Annotated in this window: 11 protein-coding genes; 5 read left to right on the top strand and 6 right to left on the bottom strand. The window is 38.4% G+C overall.

Going from position 1 to position 16,131, the window contains the following annotated elements; genetic code table 11:
* Positions 1-548 precede the first annotated feature (548 nt).
* Both CHB66_RS00925 and CHB66_RS00920 read left to right on the top strand, forming a co-directional pair.
* A complete protein-coding gene (locus CHB66_RS00925; RefSeq protein WP_089237032.1) occupies positions 549-770 on the top strand; it encodes a hypothetical protein in 222 nt (73 codons plus the stop codon).
* Positions 770-1,930, top strand: a complete 1,161-nt coding sequence (locus CHB66_RS00920) for a hypothetical protein (protein WP_089237030.1) — start codon at positions 770-772, stop codon at positions 1,928-1,930. Before CHB66_RS00925 ends, CHB66_RS00920 begins: the two co-directional genes overlap by 1 nt.
* A 164-nt stretch (positions 1,931-2,094) precedes the next feature.
* On the opposite strand, the gene CHB66_RS00915 is transcribed toward CHB66_RS00920, so the two are convergent.
* Together CHB66_RS00915 and CHB66_RS00910 are read right to left on the bottom strand one after the other, a co-directional pair.
* A complete protein-coding gene (locus CHB66_RS00915) occupies positions 2,095-4,011 on the bottom strand; it encodes a PspC domain-containing protein (RefSeq protein WP_089237028.1) in 1,917 nt (638 codons plus the stop codon).
* Positions 4,012-4,014: 3 nt separating this feature from the next.
* Positions 4,015-4,344, bottom strand: coding sequence for a PadR family transcriptional regulator (locus CHB66_RS00910; protein ID WP_089237026.1), 330 nt, complete (start codon positions 4,342-4,344; stop codon positions 4,015-4,017).
* A 403-nt stretch (positions 4,345-4,747) separates the two neighbouring features.
* Here CHB66_RS00910 and CHB66_RS00905 point away from each other — a divergent pair, with 403 nt between their 5' ends.
* Together CHB66_RS00905 and porU2 are read left to right on the top strand one after the other, a co-directional pair.
* Positions 4,748-5,863: a putative type IX sorting system protein PorV2 gene (locus CHB66_RS00905; RefSeq protein WP_089237024.1), complete on the top strand. Its 1,116-nt coding sequence runs from the start codon at positions 4,748-4,750 to the stop codon at positions 5,861-5,863.
* Complete coding sequence (gene porU2, locus CHB66_RS00900) at positions 5,863-10,890, top strand: putative type IX secretion system sortase PorU2 (protein WP_394335266.1); 5,028 nt, start codon at positions 5,863-5,865, stop codon at positions 10,888-10,890. Before CHB66_RS00905 ends, porU2 begins: the two co-directional genes overlap by 1 nt.
* A gap of 1 nt (position 10,891) precedes the next feature.
* Here the strand turns inward: porU2 and CHB66_RS00895 are convergent, their stop codons facing one another.
* Positions 10,892-11,590, bottom strand: a complete 699-nt coding sequence (locus CHB66_RS00895; protein ID WP_089237022.1) for a TVP38/TMEM64 family protein — start codon at positions 11,588-11,590, stop codon at positions 10,892-10,894.
* Between the two features lie 173 nt (positions 11,591-11,763).
* On the opposite strand from CHB66_RS00895, the gene CHB66_RS00890 reads away from it, so the two are divergent.
* Positions 11,764-12,909, top strand: coding sequence for a cystathionine gamma-synthase (locus CHB66_RS00890; protein WP_089237020.1), 1,146 nt, complete (start codon positions 11,764-11,766; stop codon positions 12,907-12,909).
* Positions 12,910-13,037: 128 nt separating this feature from the next.
* On the opposite strand, the gene CHB66_RS00885 is transcribed toward CHB66_RS00890, so the two are convergent.
* The 3 genes from CHB66_RS00885 to CHB66_RS00875 are packed head-to-tail and all read right to left on the bottom strand — an operon-like array spanning position 13,038 to position 16,126.
* Positions 13,038-13,871 carry a hypothetical protein gene (locus CHB66_RS00885; protein ID WP_089237018.1) on the bottom strand — a complete coding sequence of 278 codons (834 nt, stop codon included), beginning with the start codon at positions 13,869-13,871 and terminating at the stop codon, positions 13,038-13,040.
* A gap of 3 nt (positions 13,872-13,874) precedes the next feature.
* A complete protein-coding gene (locus CHB66_RS00880; RefSeq protein ID WP_089237016.1) occupies positions 13,875-14,828 on the bottom strand; it encodes a Smr/MutS family protein in 954 nt (317 codons plus the stop codon).
* Positions 14,825-16,126, bottom strand: a complete 1,302-nt coding sequence (locus CHB66_RS00875) for a cryptochrome/photolyase family protein (protein WP_089237014.1) — start codon at positions 16,124-16,126, stop codon at positions 14,825-14,827. Before CHB66_RS00875 ends, CHB66_RS00880 begins: the two co-directional genes overlap by 4 nt.
* Positions 16,127-16,131: the final 5 nt, after the last annotated feature.

Raw genomic sequence — 16,131 nt, 5'->3', positions numbered from 1 at the left:
GATAAAGAATGCATTACTATTGTACTGACGAAAATTTCTAATCTTCGAAACCTGAAAATCAAATTTGGATATGAAAGTGTAGCTTCAAAAAATGTTTTCCTTGATACATTGGGGCTCTTTGAAGAAAAAGTAGCGGGTTATCCTAGGTTATTCAAATCGAATGAAATTTTTGATCTTGATAACTCTAATTTGAGAAAATACAAGGAGTTGGAGCAGATTTTATCTGAATGTGAATAGGGGAGTAGAAAGTCAAATTCCCTCAGCACTTTAAAAGTACTGCGGGAATTTTTCATCATATTATCTGCTTTTTATTACTGCCAAATCTAATTTCTATTTCAACTACATGTCAATATTGGTTTTAAGGTATTAATATCAAAGAACTCCGTGTTTTTTTAAAGGTCTTTAAATCAACCCGATGTGTTTTCAAACTAAGTAAAAAATATTTGACTAAAAACTTGTTTCTTTCTTTCTTTCTTTCTTGTGGAAGACTTATTTAGTGGCCACTTTTAAGTTTTTAATCAATTTATAACTATTTAAATTTATTTATCATGAAAAAGTCAATGTTTGTGCTCTTGTTAACAGTTGTTAGTTTGTCAGTTTATCCTTGTTCAGGTACATGGTATTCTTGTGGTGACTCTGAGGATTTGATAGATGATGCAATATTAAATTGTTGTGCAGGATCAGGATTTAATATTATTGATTGTGAAAAAGGGAGTATCTTCGTGAGTATTACAGAGGATGGACCAAATTCAAGTTGCATTGCTCAATAATGATGAAATCACATTACTTAAATTTTCTTTTATTAATAAATCTAGCCTGTACTCATCAAAGGATTGACAATGTACAGGCTGGATTTATTATAGGCTTAGAAGAGGTTCAAGTGGATTTTTCTAATACCTTCCTTTCTTCCAATGTTGGATTTATTTCTTGTCAATCTTTGAATAAAGAAAAACTATTAATTTTCAATCAATTTAACTGGAAATTAGAAACGATTGATTTCGAATCTTTTTTAGTTGAAGAAGTAATACAATTGGAGCAAGATGGACCTTCAAGTGTTTTTTATCCTGTTCATATTTTAGATTCAGAAGAGTTTTGGCTTTTTTTTGATCAATTTAACTTTGCAAGAATAAATAAATTAACTTTTGAGGCTGAGCGCTGGAATCTAAGAAAAAGTAAAAATCAAAACTTGGAAATTGGTTTGTCAGATTTAGAGTATTTGAAAGGATTAAACACTTTGAATACAATTTCTGATGTGGGGGGTAGGCGTAGAAACAAAATCTTTTTGTGGACAGAAGATATTAGAAATGGCAAATGGAGATTTTTGCAGTTTGACCCCGATAATGTAGTGTTGGAAGAGTTACCGTCGCCTTGGGAAATTAATTTGATAGAAGATCATACGATCCAAGTGGATCATGGGCGTGCCAAGATTCGAAATCAAGCTTTACCAAGTATTTTACCTATTCAAAATAAATTTGTAACTACCTATAATTTTAAAAATCAAATTGATATCTATGATCAAGACAGCGGAAACCAGATTTTTAAGAGATTTTTTCAAAGTAAGATGTATGAAAATGAAAAAGAAAAGCCCCGGAGAAATCAAAATGGTGTTGGGAAAGAATCTGATAAAGAAGATATCTTTGATTGGAATTTAGATGTTGAGTTTGGTCAACTTTACTACCAAAAAGAAATTGATAAATATATTCGTTTAGTTAGGTCTAAAACAGAAGGAAGTATCAAGAATGGATTTAAGGTATTTCTTTCCATTTATGACTCTAAGATGAAAATTGAAGGTGAAATTTCTTTGAGTGAAATGGAGGGTGATTTATCTTTCGAGCACTATTTTGTCAATCAAAATCTTTATATCAAAGCTTCAACAAATGAGGCTGAAGACAAAATGAAATTTTATAAACTTAAGTTTATGAATGAATAGACTTTGATCTTCAGATTCTTTTTTGAATATTGATGGAGTGGGTGCTTAAAAACAATTGGTCAAAAAAACACTATTTATTAGCATTGACCCAAGTTACAATGTAAAACTTGAAGAACACTACCACCACCTATAATTCTTCTTTTGGCAGTGGTAGTGTTTATTTTTCATTTCATAAAGTAGGCTCCACTAAACTTCACTCTAGACAAAGAGTCTGATTTGCTTTGCTTGTGTTCTGAGCGACAGTTCAGACAGAGCAGCCCATCTTCATTGAAAACCCAGTGATTTTGTAAATTCACATCTCTGATTTTATAACCATTTTTACCCAAAGTAGATCTGATAATTGGAATGGTACTTTTGTCCAAAACAAAAACCTGATCGTATGGAATCTCTAAAATCAAGTCCAATTCCTGTACCCTGAATTTGCCCATGCTGCTCAGGTCTACAGACCTATCCAATACCAACATGCTATCTACTAGTGTGTAAGAGTAAGGAATAGCTTGAGCATTAGCTATGGCGTCATCATAATTTTTTCCTCTGGCTTTGAATTCTTGGATTAGGGTAGTTTTGCCGCTATCCTTGCCAGCTATTTTTAAGGATACGTTTTGTTTGATATTGATTTTGGCAGTATTCTCTGCTGCCGAGATTACCAATGTTTGCTTAGGAAGGTCTAGCTCCTCCATTAGCGTATGTGTTCCTTCTGATTTGAACTGATTGATGACCGATGGGATCTGGAAAGCACAGATTCCCAAACTCAAAAGCCAAATTCCAAAGGCAATAAAGCCACTTTTTGCATCCAAAACACTTCTTTTGACCCAGACGCTAATGGCTAGAATAATCAAGATTAGTCCAGGGATCAAGATGACCAAAGAAGCTGCTATCGCCAGCCATTCTGATACGATTTCACTGATCCAAGCAGTGGGAAGCTGTGCACCGTCAAAGAGGTAATACTCTTGAGTTGGAACCAAGTTGAAATAAACAGCCAGTACGGCAATGGGAGCAATTGTGATAGCCAATCCAATAGCGAAGATAATCAACCCAAAGACGACTCTAATGATGGTCAACAGTACCAAGCCAAGTGGTCCTAGGGCTTTACCAAGATTATTGATAATCATTCCTAATAGCCTGAATGGTGCCAAGACTATTTTTTTGAAAGTGCCCTCCTCTTTTTCCATGACAGGATTTAAATTTTCCCTTATCGTGGTCTCTATATTGTCCAAGGTAATCGCTCCACCTTTCATTTGGATTCGCTCAGTGATAGATTTGGCCATTGGCGTGATGATCCAGAGGATCAAATAAATCACTAATCCTGATCCACCAGCGAAGATCAATGCTATGAATATCAACCTTGCCCACAATACTTCTATGCCAAAGTATGCAGCTAAGCCACTTGCAACTCCACCCAAAGTCCTATCATCTGGATTTCTGTAGAGTTTTTTGATTTGTTTACTCTCGGGGTCTTCGTGTGATACTGGAAGCATCACCCACAATACGATGTATGCAATCAAGGCAAAGAACCCCAAGGAAAGAGAGAAGTTGAAATTCCATGGGAAGGTTTCAAACTTAGCTCCACCTAGCTTCAGGTTACCGCTAAATAGCAGAAGAATAGCGATCAGTCTTGTCCACAGGGGATCAATAGAGAAATAATGTGCAAATCCCGCACAAACGCCACCGAGGATTTTCCCCTTTTCCATACGCATAAGCTTTTTATAGCCTCCAGCGTTGGTATCTTGAGGAGGAGTGATGTATTTGTAGAAATCATTCTCTTGCTTATCTTCACTTTGATTTTCGGTGGTTTCAGATTGGATTTCTTCTTCTTCTATGGCCTTAAAGTCAGCTATAGTCCCCATTTTTTCGATCAGATGACTGACATCCTCAGCTGTGATGACTTGCTTGTTGTTTTTGAGTTTACTCAGAAAGATTTCAGCGATTCGGTTTTCTATATCTGAGATGATCTCCTGGTTATCTTCATAGTGAGAAAAGTGCTTGTTGATAGCTTCCAAGTACTTTTTCAAAGTAGCGTACCCATCTTCTTCTATATGAAATAAGATGCCGCTGATATTGATGCTTATAGTCTTTTTCATGATTTAGTGCTTTGAGGTGATGAATTGGATGGATTGGATTAAGTCTTCCCAGGTTTGATCCAGAGTCACTAAGAAGTCTTTTCCTTCCTCGGTGATGGTGTAGTACTTTCTTGGTGGTCCCGTCTCTGACTCTTTCCACTGATAAGCTACTAAACCTGACTTTTTGAGCCGATTGAGTAGGGGATAAAGTGTGCCTTCCACTACGATCATTTTGGCTTCTGTCAGTTCATCAATCATATCCGAGGCATAGACCTCACCTCTGAATATGATGTGTAAAATGCAGAATTCCAATAGGCCCTTCCGCATTTGTATTTGGGTGTTTGAAGCGTTCATATATTATTATTTTTCTTTTCTTATTGGAGTTTATGATTAGCCGATTTGTACATGTTCAGCTAATACCCTGTGCCAAGAATGAGAGAAAAACTATACCAAAGTTAAAGAAGCTACCTTGTTATACCAGTTTCTTGGTATGGCCACAAGAGAAAATTTTTGTATCCTGCTAGAAAATATTTCTTAATTTCATTTAAAAGCCATTTTTGAATTTTTTGGGCTGAAAAGATTTTTTTGACACTCAAAAGACAAGTTAGCACCTAGCAAATCCTACTGTGGTTGAAGCGAACAATTTCTTGTCCGAAACCGAACAGAAAACTCCAAAAAAGACTGCTTTAATTTTTTGAAAATAAGCCAAATACTTCTTTTTTTATCATTACTTTGCAGTTGCGAATTGGGCTATTACATGGGAGTTTTTAAATATTTTGTGGTCTTTTTGGTAGGTCTTGGACTGATTGGAAGCAGTCATGCCCAGTCTATTGTACCGAAGTATTCTAATGAATTTATGAATATTGGGATTGGCGCCAGAGCGCTGGCTATGGGTGGCGCTCAAGTATCCTCTGTCAAAGACGTCACAGCAGCCTACTGGAATCCTGCGGGTTTACTTGGGGTAAAGCATGAGTATGAGTTTTCGCTGATGCATGCAGAGTACTTTGCAGGTATAGCCAAATACGACTATGCCGGATTTACCACTAATATTCAAGAGGATAATCAAATTGCGGTTTCTCTGATTCGCTTTGGAGTAGATGACATACCTGATACCAGATTTCTCTACGATGCAAACGGCGCCTTGAATTATAACAATATTCAATTCTTCAACGCCGCAGATTATGCCTTGCTTTTATCCTTTGCAAGAGATGTTAGCGATATTTTCAAATTTGGGGTGAATACCAAAATCATCCATAGAAATGTTGGAAAGTTTGCTCACGCTTGGGGATTTGGATTGGATCTAGGAGGGATGGTATTGCTAGATGAATGGAGAGTTGGCGTCATGCTCAGAGATGTGACCTCGACTTTCAATGCTTGGACGCACAATGCTGCGATGGTTAGAGAAGTCTATGCACAGACTGACAATGAGGTTCCTATCAATTCCATTGAGCTCACTTTACCCAGAGCGATTTTCAGTGTGACAAGAGATTTTGAGTTGAATGACGATATTCGCTTCCAAGGTGTTTTTGATTTGGATTTCACATTTGATGGACAGCGGAATACCATTATAGGTACAGGTATAGTAAGTGTTGATCCAAGATTGGGCTTGGAGGCTGGCTATAAGAATCTCTTTTTCCTTCGTGCTGGGGGTAGTAATATTCAGAGAATTCAGAATTTTGATGCTACACAATCATTTGCCTGGAGGCCAAGTTTCGGATTGGGGGTTTTTCTCAATGAAAAATTCCACATTGATTATGCACTTTCTGATATTGGGGGAGTTTCCCAAACCCCTTATTCCCATGTATTCAGTGTAAAAGTAAGTTTAAATCCTCTGGATGATAAGTTCAGATTGAATAAAGGTTGGAGGTATTGATGATGAAAAAATTATACTTCATAGCATTTTTGATGGTGGCTTATAGTTCTGTGTTTGCTCAGAACAATTGGATCAACTTTAATAACACATACTATAGAATTCCTACTGTAGAAGACGGGATTCACAGGATTTCATTTACCACACTTTCGGCTTCTGGTATCAATACAACAAATCTAGATCCAAGAGATATTAGGCTTTTTCACAGAGGAGAAGAAGTAGCCGTATTTATTCAAGGTGAAAATGACGGGCGATTCGATCAAGGAGATTATTTGGAGTTTTATGGTAAAAGAAATGATGGTACCCTAGATGCCAAATTTTATAAGGACCCTTCGCACGTGGGCAACACCATGTTCAATACCCACAATGATTCCACAGCTTATTTTTTCACAGTTACCCCTGGTGTCAGAGGAAAGAGAATGGCTACCAGACAAGCAGCTGATTCAAATTTGCCTAAGCTCAATAGTTATCGTACTCAAAAAGTAGAAATCTTTTCAGATCAGTATAACCTAGGTCCAACCTATTTCCCTGGTTCCAGATTATCCGAATTTGAAGAGGGCCAAGGTTGGGTTTCTGCACCAATTGTCAAAGGTACTCCAAGAAATATTGCGTTAAGTAATTTAGGGAATATCCCCGCCAATCAAACAGCCACATTGAGAATCGGCCTTACAGGAAGATCACAGACGCCTCACTTGACGGTAATTCGTGTTGGTCCAAATTCGTCTACCTTAAGAGAAGTGGGTTCCTTTGAGTACAACAACTTCCAGGCAATTCATGCGGAGGTGACAGTGCAGTCTTCAGATTTCAATACAGATGGTAGTTTGGCGATTCAAGTTATTTCAAATGGTGCTGCCAACCCTGATAATACTTCGCTTGCTTATGTGCAGCTTACTTATCCTAAGTTGATAGCGAATAGAGATTTAAGTAGTGAAATTATCATTACCCCAGCAGAGGAGAGTATACTTGAGTTGAGTGGATTAGTTTCTGAGTACCTCGCTCACGATATCCAAGATCCCAATAATCCTGTCAGGATTCCTGTAACAAAGGTTGGCAATAATGTAAGCCTAAAAGCAGGAGAAGCTGGAAGGACGAGTAAGATTTTCTTTGAAAATCAGCTCAAGGTAAAAGAAGTTAATGTCATGCGACCTGTGAAGTTTAGAAATTTTCTAGCACAGGCAGCAGACTACATTATCATCACCAACAGAGCATTACGTAGGCCTTCTGCTACCTATGGAGATCCAGTGACCGCTTATGCTGCACATCGTGCGTCTTCCGCTGGAGGAGGTTATGATACCCTTGTGGTAAATATCGACGAGCTTTATGATCAGTATACTTTTGGAGAAAAGACTCCTTTGGCGATTTATGAATTTCTGAGGGCTTACTATCCTGTACACAGACCAGATTTTCTTTTTCTTATCGGTCGATCTACAGGGATTTTTAGTACTGCTAGGGAAAACGGTGTCAATTATTTTTACAGAAATAGACCCTCGGCTTTTCAATTTCAAGATATGGTACCACCAGCTGGGTATCCTTATGCAGATAATAATTTCTCAATAGGTCTAGACCCACTTAATCCATTTGTCTCTACTATTCCAATAGGTCGAATTCCTGCCCGTACACCTAACCAAGTAGCTGATTATTTGGAAAAGGCCAAGGAGAAAGATGCCCTTGGTGTTTCTGAACCTTGGCAAAAAGAAATCATTCATTTAAGTGGAGGAGTTACTGCTTTTGAGTTAGATAGGTATTTCAATTTCCTCAATGGATTTAAAAACACAGCAGAAGGTCCTTTCTTAGGTGGTAATGTGACAACTTACAGGAAGAGATCCAATTCCACTGTAGAGTTGATTGATATATCTGGAGATGTGAACCGCGGCGTGAGTTTGATTACTTTCTTTGGACATGGAGCTCCTACTGTAATTGATATCGAAATAGGCTTTGCCTCTGACCCAACCATGGGCTACAACAATCAAGGGAAATACCCTATGCTATTACTCAATGGTTGTGATGCAGGAAATGCTTTTGGAAATGCCTTTACCTTTGGGGAAGATTGGGTGTTGACGCCAAACAGAGGATCCACCAACTTTATGGCACATGCCAATATTGGTGTAGATATTTACTTGAGACGTTACAGTGAATCTTTTTATGCAAAAGCTTTTGCGGATTCCTCAATGATCTATCAACCCATAGGGACGATTAGGCGAGAAACGGAAAAGCTTTTTTATCTCCGATATGGGACATCAGAAGTGAATAGAGCTCACGCAGAGCAATTAGTCATGTTAGGAGATCCAGCTATTAGAATGTTTCCAGCCAATAGACCTGATTACTCATTGAATGTAGAAGAAGTAAGTTTGAGTAGCTTTGATAACGAACCTTTCAATGCACTTGCTGATTCATTACAACTATCTGTTGTAGTTAGAAACTTGGGAAGGGTAGATTTTGATTCCATAGATTTCAGGGTAAGTAGGCGCTTGCCTGATGGTACGAATATCACATACCCGTCAAGAATGCTCGCTCCCATCAGTAGAAGAGATACGATTAATTTCACTATTCCTAATACAGGCATCCCTGCATTTGGGGATAATCTATTTACCATAGAGGTCAATAGGAGTAGAGATGTGGAAGAATTGACATTTGCTAATAATAGCATCACCTCTTCACAATTTATCCCATTGAGTGGTACGCTTAATCTACTCCCTTTCAATTTTGGCATCGTCAATGAACGTAATATCGAATTGATCACGCAGATTCCTGGGAAATCTGTGGAAGACCGTACCTTGATCATTCAAATGGATACCGCAGCAGATTTTACTTCTGCAAGGAGAAGGGAACGCAGAGTGACCACTTCGAATATTTCTAGGTGGAATATTGACTTATTTGAAAATATTGCAGCAAAGGATTCCATGACTTTCTATTGGAGATCTAAGTTTCTCAATCCGAGACAAGGAGAAAGTGACGAATGGGTGAATTCTAGCTTCTCTTATATACAAGATGGACCTGAAGGATGGACGCAACGAGCCATGCCTCAATTAGAAAGCAATAACTTGAACAATCTTGAGGTCGACAATACCAAGAAAGAATGGAAATACACGGATACCAAATTGAGTTTCGGTGTGTTTACTTTTGGTGTAGAGGCCGATAGTTTGACATTTAGAAATACGCAGTTTTACCTAGATGGTGTACCACAGATCATAGATAATGTGCTTAATGCCAATAGCAGACTGTGTCCAAATGGATCCTTAGGCCTTGTGGCTTTCGAGCAGAGATCATTGACACCATACCTTGTGATTCCGATACCTGGATTTGACATTTTAGATGGAAGAAGCTGTGGGAGAGTTCCACAGGTAATTCAGAGTATCAGAAACGCTTGGCTTGCAGACCCTAATCAGCGGATATTGATTGACTATATTGATGGTTTGGCGGAAGGCGATTATGTGACGATTTTCTCTGTTGGAAATGTGAACTTTGAGCAGTGGCAGGATTTTGTCTTTGAAAAACTCAAAGAAGTAGGGGCGAATGAAGCCCTACTGCGTAATATGAAAAATGGTGAGCCTTATATCCTTCATGGAAGAAAGGGTATGAAACCAGGTGAGGCCATAGAAATCGTTGGGAAAAGGAACATTGAAGTGGAGCCAAGTCAGCAGATTATTGAGTTTGAATCAGATGTGACAGGGTATTTTACATCAGGGAGTATCATTACACCAAGAATCGGCCCATCTTCTGAATGGAAACGTTTCTTCAATGAAGTCAAGACCAGAGATTGGATTGATGAGGAGTTGACCATCTTTGATGTGATCGGTATTAGAGACAATGGAGAAGAAACTGTACTCTTCCATAATGTCCGTGATGGTGAGATAGATTTGGGTTTTGTCAGTCCAGAACAATTCCCTTACTTGAGGTTGCGCTATTCGATGAATGACGAGCTCTCTACCGCCCCAGCTCAACTGAGCAGGTGGCAGGTTAATTATACAGGAGTTCCTGAGGGAGTATTGATTTACAAAGGAAAAGACCCTAAAATGACACTCCAAGAGGGTGAGAATACAACCTTGAATTTTGAATTTATCAATGTCTCGAAATATGACTACCTGGATTCGATCGTAGTACAATATGCTTTTAACAATACTACCAAGCGAAAAGTAGAGCGATTTGATTTTAAGATTCCAGCAGTCAAAGCAGGGGACAGCCATGAATTCAGTATAGACTTTGAATCAGCTGGTAGAGGTGGTAATGTAGGCTTGGAGGTTTTTGTCAATCCACGTATCATTTTGGAGCAAACTTACAGGAATAACCTGATTGATTTGGTCGATTACTTCAATGTCATTCCAGACAATACCAATGCTATTTTGGATGTGAGTTTTGATGGGACTTATATCATGGATGGAGATATTGTCTCCCCAAATGTACTGATCAATACCATGCTCAAGAATGAAAGGACACTGCTGTTGAAACGAGATACAATAGGGATAGAACTCTTTTTGAAGCGTCAATGTGAAGGATGTCAATTTGAGCGGGTGAACTTCTCTAATCCAAAAGTTGGCTGGTCTCCAGCTAGTGAAAATAGCAGCTTCAGGATAGAGATGCTTCCAGGACCATTGGAGGATGGCATGTATACTTTCAGAGTGGTGACGGAAGAATTGGGTGTTGACAAACCTTACGAGGTGAATTTCGAAGTAGTCAATGAATCCACCATTACCAATTTCTACCCTTATCCCAACCCATTCAGTACAAGTACCAGATTCGTATTCACTGTGACTGGGGCAGAAGTACCTGATCAGATCAAAATTCAGATCATGACAGTCACCGGTAGAGTGGTCAGAGAAATTCTTCAGGATGAGCTTGGCCCAATTCGCATTGGAAACAACATCTCTGATTTTGCTTGGGATGGTAGGGATGAATTTGGTGATCAGCTGGCTAATGGAGTGTACATCTATAGAGTATTGGTAAGAAAAGATGGTCAATTTGTAGAGCCGAGAGCCACCGCCGGTGATAAAGCCTTCAAGCAAGGCTATGGAAAGATGTATCTATTGCGTTGATCTATTTTCTGAAAAACCTCCAAATCCCCCAAATACTTAACAAAAGTAAGCCAAGGAATATCCACCCTTTGCCACTGATACTTTCTTGTCCTATAGCGCTGTAAATATCAAAAGCCAAAGTACCTGAGAAAAATGCTAGCGTAGTCCTAGGTAGCATGCCTATGGTGCCCCATATCACCAACTTTTTCCAGCCTGTTTTCATCAAGGCAAATAACAAGTTGGATAAAGCGAAAGGAATCACAGGGCTGATCCTTACAAATAAGATCAAAGCTCCGATGCTATCTTTTTTTCTTTCAATTAAGGCATCGGCTTTTGGATATTTTGCTAAAAGATCAGCAAGGGAATCTCCTCCCAATCGCTTGCCCCATCCATAACCTAAAAGTGTAGCAAAGGTATAGCTTAGGATAAGTAATGGAAATGTCTGCCATCCGAATATAAAGCCAGAAAGAATAGCAAAAAGGGTAGTTGGCGTCAAGGCTAATCCCATCATCAATGTGCCTACGATAACAAAAATCAAGCTTTCAGGGAATGTTGAAATATTTAGATCATAAGGGTTAGCTGATTTGCTGACGATGGTTGGGATCAAAATTAAGCTAAATACTGAAGGTGCAATACTTACCCAAAGTACAGCTAATGCCACCCTTGTATTATTCTTTCCGAAATCTTTTAATCTCTTGAAAATACCTGCCTTTTTTGTCATCTTTGGCCAAATTCATTGCAAAAGAAAGCAAATAAGTCGATTCAGCATCCCAAAATGGAAATTTTCCATAAAATTTGGAATTGTTCTGATGCTGACTTGTTAGTAATTGTAGCCCTTTCTTTAGGATAGGGATCAGATTATGGACCTAAATTTATTTCATTAAACCAATCACCATGAAATTTGGAACTAAAGCAATCCACGCTGGCGTAGAGCCAGATCCTTCTACAGGAGCCATCATGACTCCGATTTTTCAAACATCCACTTATGTGCAGCGATCGCCTGGAGATCATCAAGGCTATGAATATTCTCGAACGCATAATCCAACGCGAACAGCCCTACAAAACAACTTAGCCGCATTAGAAAACGGGAAACACGGCCTGTGCTTTTCTTCTGGCCTTGGAGCCATAGATGCCATTATCAAATTGCTCAACCCGGGCGATGAAGTGATCAGCACCAATGACCTGTATGGAGGGTCTTATAGAATTTTTACTAAGGTTTTCGAAAGATATGGCATTAAATTCCATTTTGTATCCATGGAGAACCCAGCCACGCTTGAGAGCTATATCAATGAAAGAACAAAATTGATCTGGGCAGAAACGCCGACCAATCCGATGATGAACATCATCGATATTGCTGCTATCGCTGAAGTAGCTAAAAAGCATAGCATCTTATTGGGCGTAGACAATACTTTCGCAACGCCATTTCTTCAGAATCCTCTTGATCTGGGTGCGGATCTGGTGATGCATTCTGTAACCAAATATCTTGGAGGCCATTCGGACGTGGTGATGGGAGCGATTATAGTCAATGATGATCAATTGGCCGAAAAATTAGCCTTCATTCAAAATGCTTGTGGTGCTACTCCTGGACCTCAAGATTGCTTCTTAGTCTTGAGAGGGATCAAAACTTTGCACTTGAGAATGGAGAGACATTGTCAAAATGGGAAGACAATCGCTGCATTTCTCAAAAATCATCCAAAAATAGAGAAAGTCTACTGGCCTGGTTTTGAAGACCATCCTAATCACGATATAGCCAAGAAGCAAATGAGGGATTATGGTGGGATGATATCTTTTACCCTTGTAGGAAACAAAATAGAAGATGCCACCAAAGTGTTAGAAAATCTTCACTACTTCGCTCTAGCAGAGTCTCTTGGAGGTGTAGAGTCGCTCTGTGGCCACCCAGCGACAATGACCCATGCAAGTATTCCAAAGGAGGAAAGAGAAAAAGTTGGCTTGGTAGATTCATTGATCAGGTTGAGTGTAGGAATTGAAGACGCCGAAGACTTAAAAGAGGATTTAAAAAAGGCTTTGGAATTGGTCTGAGTCCATCCTCAAACTTTACACATAAAAAGCCCTACTTGTGAGGGCTTTTTATGTGTAAAATCATCTGGTAATCTGATGATAATTTCTAAAAATGCATCCAGTCTTTCAATTTTCAAATGGGCTATTCCTCAATCCAAAATTCTATCAAAAAGATACTTACATTGTGATTCTACTTTGCTTGTCAGTGATTTTTTGTTGGACTTAAGAAAACTGTGTAGATCACGGTATTTTTTTGATATATCTTCTTTGTCTCCAAAATAAAAAATAAGATGCTGCATCAAGAGGTGATTTTGGTACCAATACAGGAGAGATTGCTGTAATTCTGCCATTTTTTGATGTACATCCGCTATAAAAATTGGATTGAATCCAGATTCGATTCGAATGTTTTCCATGACTATGATGACCCTCAAACCCTCATATATATCTTTTAAAGCCTTGAAGTCTAATTTTGACTTGTTGTCTAAATTAAAATATTCCAATTCTTCATTGATGATCTGGGTAGTAGCTGTATTGATCATCAAAGGCTTGAGATCTACACAGTATTTTCTCACCTGATCATAGAGCTGACTCCATGTTTCGAGAGATGTTCCAACTACCAATTCATAGATTTCATTGTAGAGTTTTTTCTTTTCATCAAGCAGGTATTTCTCATAGCTATTGTAAGTTAAGCCATTTTTAGCCTTCACGAAGTCCAATTGAGTTTGAATGTATTTGATATGTTTTGTCTTTTTTAGACCTTTAAATAGTTCTTTGAAAGGGCCAAATAGTTTAAATTTCAAATTGGGTGTTTCGAAATGAACTCTGCCAAGTAGCTCAATAAAAATCTCAATGAAAAGGAGTTTCTGCTCCAACTCAATGGCTTTTTTACCTTTGTATTGCCTACCGAGGTTAAGAAATGCATTTTTTCCTTCGTCAAATTGTCTGGAGTATAGACTGAAGATGGGTGAAACTTTTCCTTTCATTTCTTATGATATTCTGACCAATGTGGCGCCATAGCCAAATGGGCTCTTTTGTTCATCTTGAAAATACTTAATATTTTTCAATTGACTGAGGTGCTTGTGAATTTCTTTTCTCAGCACACCATTCCCTATGCCATGGATAAAGGTAATCTGATCCATACCATGTGCGATGGCGTAATTGAGATTCCTTTCGAAAGTTTCGAGCTGAAGTTTTAGCATTTCTGCATTACTCATGAAAGGATAGTCTTTTGTAAGCTTCTCAATATGAAGATCTATGTTTTTGTCAGGTTTTGGAAATTTGGTAACTGCTGCTGTTTGAGAAATCGACTTCAATTCTTCATTGAGCTCTTTGACATCGATTTCCTTTGTGTTTTCAGTCAGCTTAAATAAGTATCCGTTCTTATCTAGAATTGGGACTTTGCTTTTACTTTTGAAAAAAGTAGTGGCCTTGAATTTGATTCTTCGCTCAAAAGAAGGTTGTGTTTTTTCGATTTTTGTATGTATCGGAAAAAACTGACACAATAGCGTAGGCCAATCCTCAAAATCAGCGATTGATTTTTCTCCTATTTTCTTATTTCCTTGGGCTAGCAATTCTCCAGCTACTAATGTGCGGCTATTGTCTCCAAACACTTCGGATACCATCATCAAATATGCTCTGGAGCTTTGATTGACAAGATATATACTGTGGTCTTTGTCATTGATAGGGATGTAGGCTAGAAAGACACCTTCAGCACTGTTTTCTTTGGAGCTTTTAGGGTCGAAGGTCTTGGTTTCTTCTACTTTGACACCATCACCGAAGTATTCACGCTCAGAGGTAGAAATGACCACTACCTCGTTCTTCATCGCTGGAATTCGAAATCCATCTTCTATTTCGATTTCTATTCTGCCTCCATTTGAAATTTTTGTAATTACTCCTTCTTCATTGCCATGTAGCAACCTGACCCTATCTCCTATATTCATGAATTCAATGATGTTTTGTATGTTTCTATGGCTCTTTCTCGAGCAAATTTATGATCTATCATGGGTTTTGGATAGGCTAATGTACCATACTCTGGTACCCATTTCTTGATGTATTTCAGTTCTTTGTCAAACTTTTCTGTTTGAGATTCTGGATTGAAAACCCTAAAATAAGGCTGTGCATCAGTTCCAGTACCAGCAGCCCATTGCCAGCCTCCATTGTTCGAAGATAGTTCAAAATCCAATAGTTTCTTAGCGAAATATGCTTCACCCCATCTCCAATTTATCAAAAGGTGCTTGGTCAAGAAGCTTGCAACAATCATTCTGACGCGATTATGCATGTATCCAGTTGCATTCAATTCCCGCATACCTGCATCTACAATAGGATAGCCGGTTTTACCTTCACACCATTTGTTAAAATCCTCTTCGGAATTTCTCCAAGGTATGGCATCATACTGAGGTTTGAAAGCTTTATCTACAACTTGTGGATTATGAAATAGAATCATCATGTAGAATTCTCTCCAAATTAATTCATTCAGGTAAGTTTCATTTAGCTGCGCCGCTTCAAGGGCAAGTTTACGGATGCTGATGGTCCCAAATCTTAAATGAATTCCAAGTCTTGATGTCCCATTGATGGATGGGAAATTTCTCACTTTATCATATTTGGAGATAAGGGGCTTATCAATTTCTAGTGGAGGAATCGCAATTGAAGTTTGCTGGAATCCCATGTCTTCAAGGCTAGGGATTGGTAGAGGCTTGGTTTTGAAGAAATTTCTCTTTCTGCCATCTATTGATAGCAGTTGGATATTTGATTTTTTGAATTTGTCCAACCAAACTCGACTGTATGGAGTGAACACTTTGTAAAACTCCCCACTACCATTGACGATCTCTTCTTTTTCAAATATTACCTGATCTTTGAAGTCTAAGAACTGAATTCCTTTTTCTTTCAGAAGCCTTTTGATGGCTCCATCTCTTTCCAAAGCATAAGGCTCGTAATCTCTATTCGTGTAGACATTTTGGATTTCATAATTGTCCATTAGCTCCTCAAAAACCTCTTTTGGTTTCCCGTATTTTACCAAAATACTACTTTCGAAATCTTGTAGTTCTTTTGAAATTCTGCTGATTTGAGTATGTATAAATTCTACCCTCGCATCTGATTTGTCTGCCAAATCATCTAAAATGTTTTGGTCAAAAATAAACAGTGGCAAGACATTACTTTCCTGCTCAAAGGCATAATATAACCCTGTATTGTCCTCTAACCTCAAATCTCTTCTGAACCAAAATATGCTAATTTTTTCCATAGTTA

This window comes from Belliella buryatensis (assembly GCF_900188245.1).
Classification (GTDB): domain Bacteria; phylum Bacteroidota; class Bacteroidia; order Cytophagales; family Cyclobacteriaceae; genus Belliella; species Belliella buryatensis.
The sequence above is the reverse complement of the archived record's forward strand: the minus strand, read 5'-3'. Positions and strand labels throughout refer to the sequence as shown.

Excerpts from the sequence above, each read along its gene's own strand:
- CHB66_RS00925 (WP_089237032.1), top strand. The coding sequence starts at position 549 with ATGAAAAAGTCAATGTTTGTGCTCTTGTTAACAGTTGTTAGTTTGTCA.
- CHB66_RS00920 (WP_089237030.1), top strand. The coding sequence starts at position 770 with ATGATGAAATCACATTACTTAAATTTTCTTTTATTAATAAATCTAGCC.
- CHB66_RS00915 (WP_089237028.1), bottom strand. The coding sequence starts at position 4,011 with ATGAAAAAGACTATAAGCATCAATATCAGCGGCATCTTATTTCATATA.
- CHB66_RS00910 (WP_089237026.1), bottom strand. The coding sequence starts at position 4,344 with ATGAACGCTTCAAACACCCAAATACAAATGCGGAAGGGCCTATTGGAA.
- CHB66_RS00905 (WP_089237024.1), top strand. The coding sequence starts at position 4,748 with ATGGGAGTTTTTAAATATTTTGTGGTCTTTTTGGTAGGTCTTGGACTG.
- porU2 (WP_394335266.1), top strand. The coding sequence starts at position 5,863 with ATGATGAAAAAATTATACTTCATAGCATTTTTGATGGTGGCTTATAGT.
- CHB66_RS00895 (WP_089237022.1), bottom strand. The coding sequence starts at position 11,590 with ATGACAAAAAAGGCAGGTATTTTCAAGAGATTAAAAGATTTCGGAAAG.
- CHB66_RS00890 (WP_089237020.1), top strand. The coding sequence starts at position 11,764 with ATGAAATTTGGAACTAAAGCAATCCACGCTGGCGTAGAGCCAGATCCT.
- CHB66_RS00885 (WP_089237018.1), bottom strand. The coding sequence starts at position 13,871 with ATGAAAGGAAAAGTTTCACCCATCTTCAGTCTATACTCCAGACAATTT.
- CHB66_RS00880 (WP_089237016.1), bottom strand. The coding sequence starts at position 14,828 with ATGAATATAGGAGATAGGGTCAGGTTGCTACATGGCAATGAAGAAGGA.
- CHB66_RS00875 (WP_089237014.1), bottom strand. The coding sequence starts at position 16,126 with ATGGAAAAAATTAGCATATTTTGGTTCAGAAGAGATTTGAGGTTAGAG.